The sequence below is a fragment of the Streptosporangium sp. NPDC050855 genome, assembly GCF_044456585.1.
Taxonomy (GTDB): domain Bacteria; phylum Actinomycetota; class Actinomycetes; order Streptosporangiales; family Streptosporangiaceae; genus Streptosporangium; species Streptosporangium longisporum.
In genome coordinates this window covers 19,034-35,047 of the sequence record NZ_JBITFY010000007.1, presented here as the reverse complement: position 1 = coordinate 35,047, position 16,014 = coordinate 19,034, and the positions used below count along the sequence as shown (strand labels likewise).

Genomic DNA, 16,014 nt, shown 5'->3' with positions numbered 1-16,014 from the left:
CGTGTTCACGAGGAAGCCGTACGCGGAGGAGGACGTGTGAAGTACATGCTGTTGATCTGCGGTGACGAGTCCGCCGCCGAGCACGCGATGGACGGCTGCGACGGATGGGCCGAGGAGATGCGGCGCCGCGACGTGCTGCGGGGCGGCGTGGGGCCAGGTGGTCGCCACCCTCATCCGGGTGACCGGCGACCGGGACCTCGCCGAGGAGAGCGCGCAGGAGGCCTTCGCCCAGGCGCTGCTGCGCTGGCCGCGCGACGGGATACCGCGCAGGCCCGGCGCCTGGCTCACCACGGCCGCCCGCAACCGGGCCGTCGACACCCTGCGCCGCCGTACGGTCGGCGCCGCCGAGCTACGGGAGGTGGCCGCCCTGTCACACGAACCGGAATCAGGTGACGAGAGCGGGGTGCCGGACGACCGGCTGCGGTTGACGTTCACCTGCTGCCACCCGGCGCTGGCGCTGGAGGCCCGGGTCGCCCTCACCCTGCGAACCCTGGCCGGGCGGGCCCGTACCAGGTGCAGGCCGCCATCGCGGCCTGCCACATGGAGGCGGCCGATCCTGCGGACACCGACTGGACGCAGATCGCCGCGCTCTACGGGCGGCTGGCGCACCTGACGCCCTCGCCGGTGGTGGAGCTGAACCGGGCGGTGGCGGTGGCGATGGCCGACGGACCCGCCGCCGGGCTGAGACTGGTGGAGGCGCTGGCGGCGTCGGGGGCGCTGGCCCGGTACCACCTGCTGGCGGCGACCCGCGCCGACCTGCTCCGCCGCCTCGGCCGTACCGCCGAGGCCCGCGGCGCCTACCGCGAGGCGCTGGAGCTGGCGCCCACCGGCACCGAGCGGCGCTACCTCACCCGCAGGCTGGCCGAGATCGGGTGAGCCCGGGTGTCCGTCGGGGCCGGGCCCGTTCGTCGGTGGGGCGAACGGGTCTCCGAAGGAGAGAGGACAACCGATGGACGAGGTCAGGAAGGCGATCGCCGCGGAGCTCGTCGACCAGCTCACGCAGAACGCGAACCATCCCTGGAAGCCGCCGGGCGACGGATACGAGGTCACGCTGACCCACGAGATCGTCCACGGCCTGGACATCACCGTCCCGCTGGGGATCGACCGGCGCGTCCCCGGGGAACGGCTGCGCATGATCCTGCCGGGCTTCACCCCGGAGAAGAGCCGGAAGCACTTCGGCGTCGACCTGGACGGGATCGAGCTGCGTGCCGAGGACCTCGACTGGACCCTCGGGTCGGGAACGCCGCTGTACGGGGCCGCCCAGGACTTCACGCTGGTCATGTGCGGCCGGAGGTTGCCGGCAGGACGGCTCGGCGGCGAACCGGCCGCGCGGTTCACCGCCGCGTGAGTCCTCCCACGGTCCCCTGCCGTGTCCCCGCCCGTCCGGCGCGGCCACCGGCCGTCACCCGGACGGGCGTCTCGGCCGGCCGGCACCCGGTCGGCCGGGGGCCTGGCCGTCCGGGACGGTGACCGGTCAGCGCAGCCGCAGGGCCGCGCCGTCGAACGGGACGAGCTCGCCGACCACGGGGGCGCCGGGGATCTCTCCCGCCACGAGCAGGCCGCCCGAGGTCTGGGCGTCGGCGAGCAGCAGCAGGTCCTCCTCACCGGTCCGGCCCGGGTCGAGGTGCGGGTGGACCCACGCCAGGTTGCGCCGGGTGCCCCCGCTGACATGGCCGTCCCGCACCGCCTCGCGGGCACCGTCCAGGTACGGCACGGCCGCCACGTCCACCACCGCGGTGACGCCGCTCGCCCTGGCCAGCTTGTACAGGTGACCCAGCAGGCCGAACCCGGTCACGTCCGTGGCGCACCCGGCCCCGGCGGCGAGCGCGGCGCGGGAGGCGTCCCGGTTCAGCGCGGTCATCGTGGCGACCGCCTGCGGGAAGACCTCACCGGTCGCCTTGTGCCGGGTGTTGAGCACGCCGACCCCCAGCGGCTTGGACAGCGAGACGGGCAGGCCCGCCCGGCCGCGGTCGATGCGCAGCAGCCGTTCGGGGTCGGCCAGCCCGGTCACCGCCATGCCGTACTTCGGCTCGGGGTCGTCGACGCTGTGACCGCCCGCGACGTGGCAGCCCGCCGCCCGCGCCACCTCCAGGCCGCCGCGGAGCACCTCCCCGGCCAGCTCCATCGGCAGCACCTCCCGCGGCCAGCCGAGCAGGTTGACCGCCACCAGCGGCTCCCCGCCCACCGCGTAGACGTCCGACAGGGCGTTGGCCGCCGCGATCCTTCCCCAGTCGCGGGCGTCGTCCACCACCGGCGTGAAGAAGTCGGCGGTGGCCACGACGGCCCGCCCGCCCTCGATGCGGACCACGGCGGCGTCGTCCCCGTCGTCCAGCCCGACGACCAGCTCGGCGTTGAACGGCGGACGCCCGTCCGGCCCGCCCGGCCCGCCCGGTCCGTCCGGCTCCTTCAGCAGGCCCGCGACCACGGCCTCCAGCTCCCCAGGGGGGATCTTGCACGCGCAGCCGCCGCCGTGCGCGTACCGGGTCAGCCGCACCGCGCCGCCCGTGGTGAGAGGAGAGCGCCGCTCCGCCTCGGTGTCCGTCATGCCGCATCCACCCCTGACGGGCCCTTGGCACGCCGCCGTCCGGCATGCCGCCTCGGTGCCCCTACCCGCGGGGGAGTATGTTCTCCCCCGGAGGTGTCCGGGTGCCTGGTGGCCCCCGCGGTCTTCAAAACCGACGAGGCCGGGTCTCCCGGCCTGGCGGGTTCGATTCCCGTCCACCTCCGCCATCCGCCACCCGCCGGGGCGGACGGGAATCCGGGACCGTCCGCGACGATGGGGCATCCGGGACGGCCCCGGCGTCACCCGCCGTCGCCGGTCAGCGGTCGGCCGTGGTGCAGCGTCTCCGCGTAGGAGAACACGTAGCCCGTGCCCACCTCGACGGGGGCCAGGCCGGCCAGGTCGACGTCCGGTCCGTCGAGGAGACGCAGGTCGGCCGGGCCCGCCCAGACGTCGGAGAACTCGATGTCGGTGACCTCCGAGACGACGAGCTGGTTCAGCGGGGGCTCCGACGGCACCCAGGAGGGGAACAGGCGGGTGTGCACCAGCGGGACGGTGTGCAGGAACGGCGGCCGGTCGATCCGGCCCTCCAGCGTGACGGACGCCTCGGCGGTACGCCGCCCGTCCACCGACAGCACCCCGTTGAACCGTCCCCCGCCCGCCAGCCGGGGACCGGCTCGGCCGACCGTCGCCGGCCGGGTCTGGTGGACGGCGCCGAACTGTTTGGGCATCCCCTGGATCCAGCCGCGCATCAGCGGGACCGGGCTGTCCACCCAGGCGTACGGGCAGCGCGCCAGCTGCCGCCCCTCGTGGCGGCAGGCGATCAGGATCAGGAACTCGGAGAACCGGCACCGTGCCGGGTCCTCCAGCTCGGCCCCGGAGTGCGAGCACCACTGCCACTCGGCGAAGATCGCCGCGGCCGCCCCGGGGTCAGGTCCCAGGTCCAGCTCGGGTGGCAGGAACCGTGCGGCCGCCGCGGGGTCCACGCGGTAGTCGACCATGATGACGTCGCCGGAGAAGTGCCAGGGCGGGGGAGTGACCATCGCCGAGCCCCCCGAGGGGGACAGCGGCAGGGAGTAGCCGGAAGGGCCCGCCCCCCGCGTGGAGGAGGCGGACGCCTCGCCTGTCGTGACGATCGATCGCATGCTCTAGGTCCGATCCGTGTGCGCCGGTACCGCGTGCCAGGCCGTGGTCAGCCGCTGGGCGGCGGTGGCCAGCCGCGTGGGGGAGTTGAAGCTGTAGGCCATCCGGACGGAGGGCCGTGCCGTGCCGCCGAAGCGGGAGCCCGCCGCGACCTCGACCCCCGCCGCGCTCGCGGCGGCGAGCAGGTCGGGCTCGCGGTACCGGCGAAGGGCGCGGAGCCAGACGAAGAAGCCGCCGTCGGGCCGGTCGAGCTCGAAGTCGTCGCCCAGGCCGGCCAGCAGGGTGTCGACGAGCGCGTCCCGCCGCTCCCGCAGCCGCTCCCGCAGCCAGCCCAGGTGCCTGTCGTAGTCGCCGGCCAGCACCAGCGCGGTCATCGCGAGCGCCGAGGTGTGGTTCAGGCAGCCACCGCTGCGGAACAGCCCGTGCCCGGCGAGCCGGTCGATCGTCCCGGTCCCCGCGAGCAGCCAGCCCAGGCGCAGCCCGGGGGCGAGCGTCTTGGAGAACGTACCCAGCCTGATCACCCCGTGGTAGTCCGCGAGTCCGGCCATGGAGGGCGGCGTGGGCCCTCCGCCGAGGTTCAGCTCGGCGTAGGCGTCGTCCTCGACGATCGGCGTCCCGTGGCGGGCGGTGACGGCCAGCAGCTCGCGCCGCCGCGAGACGGGGACGACCCGGCCCGTCGGGTTGTGGAAGGTGGGGTTCAGGTAGACGAACGCCACCCGCTCTCCGGCCAGGGCGTCGCGCAACGCGTCCGGGTCCATGCCCTCGGAGTCCGAGCGCACCTCGCGCGGGCGCAGCCCGCAGTCGGTGAGGATCAGGCGTCCCAGGTCGTAACAGGTCTCCTCGACGAGGACCACGCTCCCCGGGGCCGCCAGGATGGTGGCGATCAGCTGGAGGGCGTGCGAGATGCCCGCGGTGACCAGGACGTTGCCGGGCTCGCAGGTGATGCCGTCGGCCACGGTGGTCCGATCCGCCAGCGCGGCGCGCAGGTCGAGGGCGCCCCGATCGTCACCGTAGCCGAGGGCGGCCGAACCGTACTCCTCCAGCGCCCGCGTGTAGGCCGCGCCCAGCAGGTCGACCGGGAGCAGTGCGGGTTCGAGATAGCCCGGCCCGAGGTCGAACACGCCGGGAGCGGAGACCGACTGCACGATCCCCGCCCGCCAGGACCGCGCGTGCGACAGGGGGCCGGCCGTCTCGGCCGGCCCCGCCTCGGCCGGCGCGGCCTCGCCCGGGGCGATCCTCATCGTTCGAGCAGTATGGAGCGCAGCGCCCGCGTCGCCTCGTCGAGGGGGGCGGCGGACCTGGACAGGGCGATCCTGAGGGTGCTGTCACCCTCCTGGGGGTTCGCCCAGTGGAACTTGTGACAGGGCAGCACGTAGACGTTGTGGTCCCGCAGTCTGGACCACACCTCCAGCGACGAGCGCTCGCCGACGTTCACCCGTTCCACGCTGCCCCTGCTGTGGGTGTCGGGGAAGTGGATCCCCGGCACCCCGGCCAGCCCGTCCCTCACCAGGGCGCGATTGCCCGCGATGAAGCGGTGCAGGTCGGCGAGGCCGCCGTCGGCCGCGTCCTCGGAGAACCGCTGGACCAGCGCGAGGACCAGCGGGGACACGCCGAGCAGGATGTCGGAGTAGACCTTGGCCACCGGAAGGCCGAGCTCCTCGGACGTCACCAGCCAGCCGATCTTGAGGTCGAGCGTCGGCCACAGCTTGCCGGTGTCCTCGATGACGACCCAGCGGCACCCGCTGTCGCGCAGCACCCGGTAGTGGTCGTAGTGGGCGGCCGGGTCGAACCCGCGGAAGGAGGTGTCCAGCGCCAGGACCACGTCGCGCTCGGCGCACTGCCCGGCGAGCCTGCGCAGGCCCTCCTCGGACAGCACCCGGCCGGTCGGGTTGTTCGGCGTGGTGACGAAGACGCAGCCCACCGAGCCCAGGATGTCGTCGAGCTCGTCCCCGCCGAGCCGTTCCTCGGCCACCGGGACCAGGGTCAGCCCGACACCGCGGAGGATGTCGGGGATGTTGTCGAACGTGGGGTGGATCAGCGCGACCGAGTCCATCGCGCCGGACAGGGAGCGGGCGAGGATCTCCATGGCCACGGACGAGGAGTAGCAGGCCAGCACGCGGCCGTCGTCGCCGGGGTAACTGTGCTGGCCGAGCAGCCCGAAGTACGCGCGATGGGACTCCCGCTCCACCTCCTCGATCGGGAGCTCGGCGGCCTTGGCGAACAGGTTGGGCAGGTCGTCGATGATCCGGGCCTGTCCCGCGGTGAGCGCCTGGCGGGCGTGCGCGTCGGCGATGTTCAGCGGGCTGTTCAGGGCCAGGTACTCGAATTGGGTGAGATTGCCGATGTCCAGGCCAGAACTGACAGGCGTCGTTCGGGCTTCCTGCATTCCGTTCACCTCGCATGGGGGTTCTATCGTGTGGGGTGGCCGGGTCCACCTGTTTTCCGGCATTCGAAAACTCCCTGTCGAATGCGGGTCGAGCGATTCGTGAACCACCGGTGTGCCGGCTCCGTCGAAAAGCGGGATCGGGTGGCTCGGCGACGACAGGGCATTGATGGAAAAATAATGCATGAAAAGAATGGGCGCAAGTGCCGTGTCGCTCAATACGCGAGCTGCATATTTTCCCGAGGATTCAATGTCATTGCCCCTGCGGGCACCTCCCATCATGCTGTCACCAGCGGCTGTCCTGCGGGCGCGGTGATTTTCATGTGGAAGGCGTGTTTCACGGACAAGCACCTCCTCCTGCCGTGACAGGTTGCGGATCCAGAATGAGAGGTGCCCTTCCATGCCCACCGTAGCGGCCATTAAAGAAACGTATGCCGAAAAAGGCGTACCACCGGTGACACCGGTACGGCGAGGGCCTCTGGCGGCCGTCTCCGCCGGGGTGACGGCCCTGTTCCTGTTGCTTTCCGGCGGACAGGGTCACTACGTCGACGAATTGTATTTCCGGGTGGCCGCGGGTCACCTCGGCTGGGGGTACGTGGACCAGCCGCCCCTGGTCCCGCTGCTGGCGCGCGCGCAGATCGCGCTGTTCGGCGACAACCTGGTCGCGATTCGCGTGGTGCCCGCGCTGCTGGCCGGGCTCGCCGTGCTGGTCGCCGGCCTCATCGCCCGCGAGCTGGGCGGGGGCGGCAGGGCCCAGGTGCTCGCGGCGTGCGCGACGGCCGGTTCGCTGGCGTCGTTCGCCGCCGGGCACGTGCTCCACCCCACCGCCGTGGACCACCTGGTCTGGGTGACGGTGTGCTGGGTGGTGGTCCGCGTCATCCGTACCGGCGAGGAGAGGCTCTGGCCGGTCGCCGGGCTGGTGGCCGGGATCGGCATGCTCGCCAAGTACCTCGTGGTGCTGCTCGTGATCTGTCTCGTGGCGGGTCTGCTGGTCGCGGGGCCCAGACGGGTGCTGCGCGGCCGGTACCTCCTGGCCGGCGTCGCGGTCGCCGCGCTGGTCGCCGGGCCCGGCCTGGTCTGGCAGGCGCTGAACGGCTGGCCCCAGTTCGCGATGGCCCAGAGCATGTCGGAGCCGTTCGGGGTCGCGAGCGTGATCAACTTCATCGTGGGGCAGGTGCTGATGATCGGCCCGTTCCTCACCCCGGTGTGGATCGTCGGGCTGCTGGCCCTGACGCGCCGGCCCGAGTGGCGCGCCTACCGCTCGCTCGGCGTGGCCTACCTCGTCATGGTCCCCGTCCTGCTTCTGACCGGTGGCGCCCCCCGGTACAGCGAGGGCCTGCTGACCGTGCTGCTGGTGGCCGGGTGCGTCAGGGCCGACGGCTGGGCGGCGACGATCTCGCGCCGGGCCTGGGTCTGGCTGGCGGTGACCGGGAACGCGCTGCTGGCCATGGTGATGGTGATGCCGGTCGTGCCCGCCGACGTCTACGCCCGCAATCCCGTGCTGGCGGCGCTCGGCGAGGAGCAGTTCGGCCAGACGGGCTGGGAGGCCCTGGCCGCCCAGGTGGCCGAGGTCCACCGGTCCCTGCCGGAGGCCGACCGGGCGCGGGCGGTCCTCTACGGCCACAACTACGGCGAGGCGGGGGCCCTCAACCTGTACGGTCCCCGTCACGGGCTGCCGCGGGAGTACAGCGGCCACAACTCCTACGCCGACTTCGGCCTTCCGGGAGACGACAAAACGATCGTGGTGGCCGTCGGGGTGGACCGGCCCTCGTTCTCCAGGCTGTTCGGGCGGTGCGAATCCCGGGGCGCGCTCACTTTCGAGTTCCCCCACTTCGAGGAGGGCAAGGAGATCCTGGTCTGCCGCGACCCGCGTGAACCATGGTCACGGATCTGGCCTCGGCTGCGCTGGCTGGGCACGTTCTGAGACCGCGACCCCCGGCGCCCCCGGCGTCCCCGGCCCGGCCTGGAGGGGACGAGGCCGCGGGAACGGGAGGTTCACGAGCGGCGGGCACGGGCGACATCGCCCGTGCCCGCCGCCGCTCGCCGGAGACCGTCCCGGACGCCCGGCGCGCCCCCCTGCGGCGCCTCACGTGAGCATGCCACCGGACGGCCGCGGCTCCTCGGGGCGGGGGGCGGGCGACCAGGAGGAGTACTGCCTGAGCCCGTACAGCAGTGGCACCGCCCGCGTCCGTTGTTCCACCCGGAACACCTCACCGAACACCACCGTGTGGTCGCTCACCTCGACCGTGCGCGTGACCCGGCAGTCCGCGAACGCATGAGCCTCGTCCACGAGGTGCGGCCCGCCGAAGGAGGGCTCCGCGCGCCACCGGACCCGTTCGAAGCGGTCGGCCGCCCCCGAGGCGAAGAGTTCCGCGGCGTACCGCGCGTGGTCGTGCAGGAGGTTCACGGTGAAGGTCGACAGCTTCAGCATCGCCTCCAGCGTCGGGCTCTTCCTGCGGACGCACACGAGCAGCGTCGGCGGGTCCAGCGCGACGCTGCACATCGAGGAGCAGGTCATCCCCCACGGCCGGCCGCCGGGTTCCACCGTCGTCAGGATGGCGACCCCGCTGGGGAAGGCCGACATCAGCGACCTGAACAGCGCGGGCTCGACCGCCGGTGTCGCGGTGGGAGGCGCGATCGGGGTGTCCAAGGGAGGATCGAAAGGGATGTCGAAGGGAGAAAAGCCGAGGATCGGGTCCTTCACCGCGGCACTCCTTTCCCGGCGGCCGGTGCCCTCGGGACCCGGCGCCTCGTAGTTCGCTCGATCAGGGCGCACGACGACCGGTCACGGTCGTGATCACCGGCGCCGATCGCGTCGGCCGCCGCACGCGGTGTGGCCGCGGACCGCGTGGGCGGCCCGCGGCTCGTGGGCCGCGGACGGCGACGCGCCGGACCGGTGTGTCCGGCCGCCCGCCGCGGCGAGGCGCGTCACGCCGTGCTGAACGCGGCGTGCCCCTCGGGCGACAGGTCGCGCAGGTGCGCGAAGTACTCGTACTGGCTGGGCAGTTTCTCGACGAGTTCCCTGGCCTGCTCGCGGACCAGCCGCAGTTCCCTGGAGGCGGCGGTGCGGTCGAAGAGCTTCAGCGCCGGGGGGGCCTGTACGGGGAGGCCGCCCAGCCCGAGGAGCATGGCGGTGTAGGAGTAGGGCTCGAACCCGTGGTAGCCAGGGAAGATCGACTCGGAGTCGGGCAGTTTGGCCTGCCACTGCTCCAGGCGTTCGGCCAGCCCGTCGGGGACCGGCCGGGTCGTGGTGTCCTTCCAGTAGTCGTTGTCGGCGCGTGCCGCGGCGTGGTAGTGCAGCACCAGGAACTCCCGCACGCCGTCCATCACGTTGGCGACCTGGCGGTTGTACGACCGGCGCAGCCGGTCGTCCCACCGCTCGCCGGGGAAGTGCTTGACCAGCTGCTCGATGGCGTTCTGGATGAAGAAGATGCCCGTCGACTCCAGCGGCTCGACGAACCCGCTCGACAGCCCGACGGCGACGCAGTTGTTCACCCAGGAGTTCTCGCTCCGGCCGATCCGCATCCGGATGTGGTTGGCCTCCAGGTCGTCCGCGGCCGGGCCGACGAACTCGCGGAGGGTCCGCTCGGCCTCGTCGGGCGTGCAGTAGTCGCCGGCGTAGACGTAACCGGTGCCGATACGGCCGAACAGCGGGATCGTCCAGATCCATCCCGCGTCCTGTGCGGTGGCCGTGGTGCAGGGGCGGATGCCCCGCTCGGCCATGTTCACCGGCACCCGCAGCGCCACCGCCCTGTCGTTGGGCAGGCTGTCCTGGTAGGACTTGAAGGGCACGGAGAGCGCCTTGTTCAGCAGCATCCCGCGGAAGCCGGTGCAGTCGATGAACAGGTCCCCCTGCAGCGCGCCGTTCTCCTTGGTGGCGACGCCGCTGATCCAGCCACGCTCGTCGAGGTTCACGTCCACGACGTCGTCGAGGACGTGACGGACGCCGCGGTCGGTGCCGTACTTCGTGAGGTACCGCGCCAGAAGTGTGGCGTCGAAGTGGTAGGCGTAGGGGAACTGGGTGCTCTGCTCGGTCAGCGTGGTGCGGTAGCCGCGATCGCCGGCGGCCTCGGTGAAGTCCTGCTCGAACAGGGCACCGGAGAGATAGCGGGGGGACTTCTTCGCGTCGCAGAGCGAGGCGATGAGGAAGCAGTCCTTGTCGAAGCGGTCACCGGAGCCCTCGTTCAGCCACCAGTCGGTGATCGGGAAGCCGTTCACCGTGCGCAGACGCTCGAACGGGTGGTAGAAGTGGTGGCCCTGGGCGCGCCAGTTCTCGAACCGGATCGCCAGCTTGTAGGTGGCCTGACACTCCGGCATCCACTCGCGCTCGTCCAGGCCCAGATAGTCGAAGAAGTGGCGGATCGTGCTGAAGGTCGCCTCGCCGACCCCGATGCTGGGAACGTTCTTCGACTCGACCAGCGTCACGTCGATCCGGTCGCCGAATGCCGCCCGCAGGTACGAGGCGGTCATCCAGCCCGCCGTCCCACCTCCGACGATAACTACGCTTCTGACCATTTTTAACCCTTATCCCTGAGCGTGAGAATGGAACATCGGGAGAACACAGCGAGACGCCGGGGTGTGTGGAACATTTGGCCCGATGGCGTTACCCTCCCCAGCCTTGCGAAAAGCTTGCACCGAAAGAGCGGGCGGTCTCCACATCATTGACTCGGTAGCTAAACAGAGCGGTCAGGCGGCATTCCGGACGCTGCGTGGTGGGCCGGGGGGCGAATCGGAAGGGCGTATCGTCTCCTGCCCGCCGCCTTCTGGCGCGCTCACCGCGACAAGGGGCCGACGTGCTCAATGACTCGTTCCATTAGTGTTTTGTCCGTTTCTCTCATGGGGTCCGAATGCGCGATCTCGGCGTGAAATGCCTGGTCAGGGTGCCTCTGACTCGCCTTGGAGCGCACCGCCCGGCGGTGGCGGACCGAGATTCATAAGCGGACGTGTATGGAACCTCGCTTTTTCGCCAACGAAAGTTGACTTTCGATCAGCGCCAGAGTTAGGTTGTCAATGGGCCTACGGGGTTGTTAATGGGTCCACGGGGAGTGGTGTTAATGTCACTCTCGGTTTCCGGCTGGATTCTCACAGGTGGTCTGGTGCCGTCCGGTGCCCGGCCAGACCGGAGCGGGCCGGTCTCGGGGGCGTCGGAGCCATTGCCCGGCAGCGTCCTTTCACGAGTGCAGCTCGTTTTCCGACACACAGAACAACCAATCTTTCTGAACAACGCTGGGGGCCGCGGTGTTGAGGATTCATTTCACGGTCGAGGATCTGGCGAGACTGCGCATGGTCGCGAGTCTCGGACCGGTGGCCGAGAGCGTGTTCGCGCTCGATCTCTTCGGACGCAACGGCGGCGCGTCCTTCAACACGTGGCGCAGGCACGTGCGTGACCGCCTCGGGGAGGGCGTCGGCAACGTGGAGCAGCTGGTCCGCGAACGCCGGACCCCGGTGGAACTGCTCGAGATGGCCGCACGCTCGGCGGACCGCGCCGTGCCGCGCCCGCCGGCCGAGGAGTGGGTCAGCAGGCGCGTCACCGCGACCGTGCTGGGATTCTGCCAGGTGGCCGTCCTGCCGTACTGGAGCAAGGTGCGCGGGCACCTGGAGTCGGAACGCGACACGTACGGCCGGATAACGATCACCAACGGCGTCGAGTGCCTGCTGGAGACGCTGCACCCCAGGCTGTGCTGGAACCCGCCGGTGCTGGAGGTCTCCGACACGGAGGACCACGACGTCCACCTGCGCGGACGCGGCCTCCTGCTGAGCCCCTCGCTGTTCCTGCAGGGCAGGAACCATCTCTTCCTCGACAGGGAGCACGAGACGGGGTTACCCGCCCTGGTGGTCTCGGCGCCGTGCACCTCGGCCATCCTGTCCGACCTGACGGAGACGCCGACGTCCGACGACGAGGCGCTCGCCGCCCTGGTCGGGCACACCAGGGCCGCCGCGCTCCAGGCGCTCACCGAGAGCTGCACCACCGGAGGGCTCTCCGAACGTCTCGGGATCTCCCTGGCGGGGGCCAGCAAGCACGCCACCGTACTGCGCAAGGCCGGCCTGATCACCACCGCCCGCAACCGCAACACGGCCCTGCACACCCTGACCTCCCTGGGCATGGCGCTGTTGCACGGGGAGCCCTTCATGGCCCCCCAGCCCCAGCGCAACTGATCCCCGGTGCCGTCCCCCGCCCTTCGCGTCCCCTCCGACGGCACCCCGCAGACGGAGAATCTCCGGAAAGGAGAGCATCATGAGCTCGAACCCCTTCGAGGATCCGGAAGGTACCTACCTCGTGCTGGTCAACGACGAGGGGCAGTACTCCCTGTGGCCCTCGTTCGTCGACGTGCCCGCGGGGTGGACGATCGCCCTGCCCGAGACGGACCGGCAGGCGGCCCTGGACCACATCGCCGCGAACTGGACCGACATGCGCCCGAGGTCGCTGGCCGAGGCGATGCGGGAGCGGGCATGACCGGCCATGAACTGCCCCTCGTCATCGAGGGGGACGGCACCCGGGTCTCCGACCGGGTGAGAGCCGACCGGCAGCAGATCCGCAAGAACCTCACCACGCACGGAGCCGTGCTGTTCCGCGGCTTCGAGGTCGGCGGCGTCGACGGCTTCGCCGAGGTCGTACGCGAGCTGTCCGGGGCGCCGCTGACCTACGAGGAGCGCTCCTCCCCGCGCAGCGTGATCAAGGGCAACGTCTACACCTCCACCGACTACCCGCCGCAGGAGGAGATCTTCCTGCACAACGAGAACTCCTACCAGGCGACCTGGCCGATGGTGCTCTACTTCTACTGCCTGGAGCCGCCGACGTCCCAGGGGGCCACGCCGCTGGCCTCCACCCGCGCCGTCCACGACACGATGGACCCGCGGATCCGCGAGGAGTTCGAGCGGCGCGGGTGGATGGTGGTCCGCAACTACGGTGACGAGCTCGGCATGTCGTGGCGCCAGGTGTTCAACACCGACAGCCGGGACGAGGTCACGGACTACTGCCGGCGCAACGGCGTGCAGGCCGAGTGGCTCGACGGCGACCGGCTGCGGACCAGGGCGGTCCGGCGGGCCGTGCACCGCCACCCGGTCACGGGAGCGCCGGTCTGGTTCAACCACGCCACCTTCTTCCACATCAGCACCCTCCCCGAGGGAGTCCGGCTGGGACTGCTGGAGATGTGCGGGGAGGAGAACCTGCCGAGCAACACCTACTACGGTGACGGCGGGACGATCCCCGACGACGTCGCCGAGCACCTGAGGGACCGCTACCGGGCGGCGTCCGTACGGTTCGACTACCGCCGTGACGACCTGCTGGTCGTCGACAACATGCTGGCCTCGCACGGCCGCGAGCCCTTCACGGGTCCGCGGAAGATCGCCGTGGCGATGGCGGAGCCGTCCTCGGCCTGACGGCCGGACCTCCCGCTCGCACCCGCCGACCAGACCAGGGCGTCCTGCCTCCGAGTCCGGTCCCGGTCCGGTCGAACCGGCCCGGGACCGGCTTTCCGGTTGCGGCCTCGGGCGTGAGCGGCCTCCCCGCCGAGCGGCCGGCGTCGGACCGGCCCGCGGCCGGCCCTCCGGTCGCCCGCCCGGCCCCGGCCGGCCCGTCAGTCCAGGGTGCGCAGCCGCCGCGACTCGGCGGAGACGACCGCCAGGATCAGCAGGTCGGACGCCAGGCCGGGCAGCGCGGAGAACTGGTTCACGACGAACGCGAAAGCCTGGCCGAAGAGGACATCGACCAGCATCGCGGTGCCGAACAGACGAAAGGCGGCCGCGCGGTCCCCGCGCAGCCGCACCGTCCCCCACATCGCCAGCACCCCCGTGGTCGCCGCGGCGACGGCCATGCCGATCACCGCCCCCCACTCCCGCTCGCCGCCGAGCGAGTCGTGCGCGTTCTCCAGGGCGAGACCCACCAGGGGAAGGAGCGCCTGGACGACGAGATAGACCACCACGAGGGCGACGAGCAGGGGGCGGCGGGTGAGGCCGTCGAGGGTGGCGCGGGCGCGGGCCGACCAGGTCCGGAACCATCCGGGAGTGGTCTTCCGGGCCGGCACCATGCCGAGCAGCCGGACCACCGCCGCGTCGAGCGCGTCGTCGGAGCCCTGGACCAGCCGTACGGCGGCCTGCCGCTGCTCCACGGTCAGCCCGGAGGTCGCCCCGATGAGCGCCGCGTGGACGGCGTTGGCCGTGCGCTCTCGCGGCGAGAAGTCGGTCCGGCCCTCCAGCCACCGGGAGAGGGTGACCAGGGTGGCGAAGACCAGGTAGATGATGCCCGCGGCCGGCCGGTAGAAGTAGTCGGTCGTCTGGGTGACGAACTTGCCGACCTCGTCGATGAACAGCCCGAACCCGACTCCGCCGACGACCGCGCCCCACGTCCGCGCCCCCTGGCCGAGGAAGGCGAGCGTGACGCCCAGGCCCACCATCATCAGCAGGCCGCCCCACAGGACGTGCGCGATGTGCAGGCTCCCCCCGCCGAGCTGGGGATACCCGGCCTGCTGGAGATAGGCCCTGGTCAGCAGCACCGCGCTGATCCCGGATATCGCGAATACCTGCAGATGCGCGGCGGCGCTGGTCACCCGCGTCAAACCCGACAGGCGCACTGTGACTCTCCTCGTCATGCCGGTGGCGTCCCGGAAACGGCTGGCCGAAAAGGCGGCGACCTTACATCCGGAGAGACATGGTCTCCGTTGTTCCGCGCCGGCGGATCGAAAGCACGGCGACGTGGGCGAAGGCCGGTCCGGAGAATAGAACCTTCCACGACCGTAGCACGCGGCCCGCGCTGACTGTGCTGTTTAGCCTCCAAGTCAAAGACGTTGAACCCGGGCCCCGCGGCGATGGAGGCTCGAATCGGGCCGGTGACGAACAACCGTCGCCGGGCGCGGTGATTCGCAACAGACGATTACCGTTGGCAGAGGGAGTCGCTTGTGCTGACATTACAACTGCGGAACGACGACGTAATGGCGATCGAACACGTCGTCCGCGAACTCTCCCGGCGTTACGAGACGGTCGAGTCCGTCGATTTCCAGCGTGAGAGCCGGACGTACGCCGAGGAGCTTCCCCGGAACCTTCGCGCCGCGCTCAACGATTTTCGTCTCACCGAGCCTTCGGGAATCCTGGTGATCTCCGGGTTCCCGGTGGACGACGCGGGGATCGGCCCGACCCCCGCCGACTGGAAGAACAAGCCGGTTCCCTCGCCCACCATCGAGCACGACATCGCGTTCTTCCTCATCGCGTCCCTGCTGGGAGACCCCATCGGGTGGGCCACGCAGCAGGGTGGCTACATCATGCACGACGTCTTCCCGATCAAGGGGTACGAGCACGAGCAGATCGGCTGGAGCAGCGAGGAGACGCTCGTGTGGCACACCGAGGACGCGTTCCACCCGCTGCGCACCGACTATCTCGCGCTGATGTGCCTGCGCAATCCCGACAGGGTCGAGACGACCTATGCCGATGTCTCCGACGTGCGTATCGACGACGACGTCCGCGCCGTTCTCTCGCAGGAACGCTTCTACATTCTTCCGGACGACTCCCACCGTCCCGCCAATCGATCCCCGGTGACCGACGACGACGAGAGGGTCGCAGCCCTGCGGAACCGGAGTTATCGCCAGGTCGATCGGGCGCTGGACACCCCGGATCCGGTGGCGGTCCTTTTCGGCGACCCCGAAGAGCCGTACATCCGTATCGACCCGCACTATATGGAAGGGGTTCAGGACGAGGATGCGAGGAAAGCGCTCGAGGCGTTCGGCGCGGCGATCGATTCCACGATGACCGGTGTCGTTCTCGAACCCGGCGACATCTGCCTCATCGACAACTACAAGGCCGTCCACGGGCGTAAGCCCTTCAGTGCGCGTTTCGACGGGACGGACCGCTGGCTGCGCCGCCTGAACGTGACGAGGGACCTGCGCAAATCCCGGGAGTTCAGGCTGAACGCCTCCTCCCGCGTCATCTACTGACCCGGCCTCCCGTCACCGGGCCACCGCGGGACCGTTACCCGCACCGCCGACGGACCGCCGCCGAT

15 protein-coding genes and 1 tRNA gene are annotated in these 16,014 nt (G+C 70.9%); 9 read left to right on the top strand and 7 right to left on the bottom strand.

The annotated features are described in order from the left end of the window. Window positions 1-157 precede the first annotated feature (157 nt). The 3 genes from ACIBCT_RS15855 (at window position 158) to ACIBCT_RS15845 (ending at window position 1,348) form a co-directional block, all read left to right on the top strand. On the top strand, window positions 158-613 hold the full coding sequence (locus ACIBCT_RS15855; protein WP_399188972.1) for a sigma factor: 456 nt from the start codon (window positions 158-160) through the stop codon (window positions 611-613). Beyond that, entirely contained in the window at window positions 541-876 is a 336-nt protein-coding gene (locus ACIBCT_RS15850) for a tetratricopeptide repeat protein (protein WP_399188970.1), read from the top strand. Before ACIBCT_RS15855 ends, ACIBCT_RS15850 begins: the two co-directional genes overlap by 73 nt. A 73-nt stretch (window positions 877-949) precedes the next feature. Next, complete coding sequence (locus tag ACIBCT_RS15845) at window positions 950-1,348, top strand: hypothetical protein (protein WP_399188968.1); 399 nt, start codon at window positions 950-952, stop codon at window positions 1,346-1,348. A gap of 126 nt (window positions 1,349-1,474) precedes the next feature. On the opposite strand, the gene selD is transcribed toward ACIBCT_RS15845, so the two are convergent. After that, window positions 1,475-2,545 carry a selenide, water dikinase SelD gene (gene selD, locus ACIBCT_RS15840; RefSeq protein WP_399188966.1) on the bottom strand — a complete coding sequence of 357 codons (1,071 nt, stop codon included), beginning with the start codon at window positions 2,543-2,545 and terminating at the stop codon, window positions 1,475-1,477. Between the two features lie 89 nt (window positions 2,546-2,634). Here selD and ACIBCT_RS15835 point away from each other — a divergent pair. Beyond that, window positions 2,635-2,730, top strand: a tRNA-Sec gene (locus ACIBCT_RS15835). Window positions 2,731-2,802: 72 nt separating this feature from the next. On the opposite strand, the gene mppR is transcribed toward ACIBCT_RS15835, so the two are convergent. Genes mppR through mppP form a run of 3 tightly spaced genes read right to left on the bottom strand, consistent with a single transcriptional unit; the run spans window position 2,803 to window position 6,029 of the window. Then, entirely contained in the window at window positions 2,803-3,645 is an 843-nt protein-coding gene (gene mppR, locus ACIBCT_RS15830) for an enduracididine biosynthesis enzyme MppR (RefSeq protein WP_399188964.1), read from the bottom strand. Between the two features lie 3 nt (window positions 3,646-3,648). Next, on the bottom strand, window positions 3,649-4,884 hold the full coding sequence (locus ACIBCT_RS15825) for an aminotransferase class I/II-fold pyridoxal phosphate-dependent enzyme (protein ID WP_399188962.1): 1,236 nt from the start codon (window positions 4,882-4,884) through the stop codon (window positions 3,649-3,651). Then, window positions 4,881-6,029, bottom strand: a complete 1,149-nt coding sequence (gene mppP, locus ACIBCT_RS15820) for an enduracididine biosynthesis enzyme MppP (protein ID WP_399188960.1) — start codon at window positions 6,027-6,029, stop codon at window positions 4,881-4,883. The genes ACIBCT_RS15825 and mppP overlap by 4 nt, the downstream gene beginning before the upstream one ends. 451 nt (window positions 6,030-6,480) lie before the next feature. On the opposite strand from mppP, the gene ACIBCT_RS15815 reads away from it, so the two are divergent. Then, window positions 6,481-7,950, top strand: coding sequence for an ArnT family glycosyltransferase (locus ACIBCT_RS15815; RefSeq protein WP_399188958.1), 1,470 nt, complete (start codon window positions 6,481-6,483; stop codon window positions 7,948-7,950). Between the two features lie 162 nt (window positions 7,951-8,112). Here the strand turns inward: ACIBCT_RS15815 and ACIBCT_RS15810 are convergent, their stop codons facing one another. Then, on the bottom strand, window positions 8,113-8,676 hold the full coding sequence (locus tag ACIBCT_RS15810) for a flavin reductase family protein (protein ID WP_399188956.1): 564 nt from the start codon (window positions 8,674-8,676) through the stop codon (window positions 8,113-8,115). Window positions 8,677-8,954: 278 nt separating this feature from the next. Beyond that, a complete protein-coding gene (locus tag ACIBCT_RS15805) occupies window positions 8,955-10,541 on the bottom strand; it encodes a tryptophan halogenase family protein (protein WP_399188954.1) in 1,587 nt (528 codons plus the stop codon). Between the two features lie 726 nt (window positions 10,542-11,267). Between ACIBCT_RS15805 and ACIBCT_RS15800 the strand changes: the two genes are divergently transcribed. The 3 genes from ACIBCT_RS15800 (at window position 11,268) to ACIBCT_RS15790 (ending at window position 13,406) form a co-directional block, all read left to right on the top strand. Further along, complete coding sequence (locus ACIBCT_RS15800) at window positions 11,268-12,182, top strand: ArsR/SmtB family transcription factor (RefSeq protein WP_399188952.1); 915 nt, start codon at window positions 11,268-11,270, stop codon at window positions 12,180-12,182. Between the two features lie 79 nt (window positions 12,183-12,261). After that, the gene (locus ACIBCT_RS15795; protein WP_399188950.1) at window positions 12,262-12,480 is read left to right on the top strand and encodes an MbtH family protein; all 219 of its coding nucleotides are present in this window, start codon (window positions 12,262-12,264) and stop codon (window positions 12,478-12,480) included. Next, window positions 12,477-13,406: a TauD/TfdA family dioxygenase gene (locus ACIBCT_RS15790; protein ID WP_399188948.1), complete on the top strand. Its 930-nt coding sequence runs from the start codon at window positions 12,477-12,479 to the stop codon at window positions 13,404-13,406. The genes ACIBCT_RS15795 and ACIBCT_RS15790 overlap by 4 nt, the downstream gene beginning before the upstream one ends. 197 nt (window positions 13,407-13,603) lie before the next feature. On the opposite strand, the gene ACIBCT_RS15785 is transcribed toward ACIBCT_RS15790, so the two are convergent. Next, window positions 13,604-14,596 carry a hypothetical protein gene (locus ACIBCT_RS15785; RefSeq protein ID WP_399188946.1) on the bottom strand — a complete coding sequence of 331 codons (993 nt, stop codon included), beginning with the start codon at window positions 14,594-14,596 and terminating at the stop codon, window positions 13,604-13,606. Window positions 14,597-14,920: 324 nt separating this feature from the next. Between ACIBCT_RS15785 and gntD the strand changes: the two genes are divergently transcribed. Next, window positions 14,921-15,949 carry a guanitoxin biosynthesis L-enduracididine beta-hydroxylase GntD gene (gntD, locus tag ACIBCT_RS15780; RefSeq protein ID WP_399188944.1) on the top strand — a complete coding sequence of 343 codons (1,029 nt, stop codon included), beginning with the start codon at window positions 14,921-14,923 and terminating at the stop codon, window positions 15,947-15,949. Window positions 15,950-16,014 lie beyond the last annotated feature (65 nt).

Bases quoted from the DNA above. Each gene is read 5' to 3' on its own strand.
- ACIBCT_RS15805 (WP_399188954.1), bottom strand. From the start codon at position 10,541: ATGGTCAGAAGCGTAGTTATCGTCGGAGGTGGGACGGCGGGCTGGATG.
- ACIBCT_RS15795 (WP_399188950.1), top strand. From the start codon at position 12,262: ATGAGCTCGAACCCCTTCGAGGATCCGGAAGGTACCTACCTCGTGCTG.
- mppR (WP_399188964.1), bottom strand. From the start codon at position 3,645: ATGCGATCGATCGTCACGACAGGCGAGGCGTCCGCCTCCTCCACGCGG.
- mppP (WP_399188960.1), bottom strand. From the start codon at position 6,029: ATGCAGGAAGCCCGAACGACGCCTGTCAGTTCTGGCCTGGACATCGGC.
- ACIBCT_RS15790 (WP_399188948.1), top strand. From the start codon at position 12,477: ATGACCGGCCATGAACTGCCCCTCGTCATCGAGGGGGACGGCACCCGG.
- ACIBCT_RS15825 (WP_399188962.1), bottom strand. From the start codon at position 4,884: ATGAGGATCGCCCCGGGCGAGGCCGCGCCGGCCGAGGCGGGGCCGGCC.
- ACIBCT_RS15850 (WP_399188970.1), top strand. From the start codon at position 541: ATGGAGGCGGCCGATCCTGCGGACACCGACTGGACGCAGATCGCCGCG.
- ACIBCT_RS15845 (WP_399188968.1), top strand. From the start codon at position 950: ATGGACGAGGTCAGGAAGGCGATCGCCGCGGAGCTCGTCGACCAGCTC.
- selD (WP_399188966.1), bottom strand. From the start codon at position 2,545: ATGACGGACACCGAGGCGGAGCGGCGCTCTCCTCTCACCACGGGCGGC.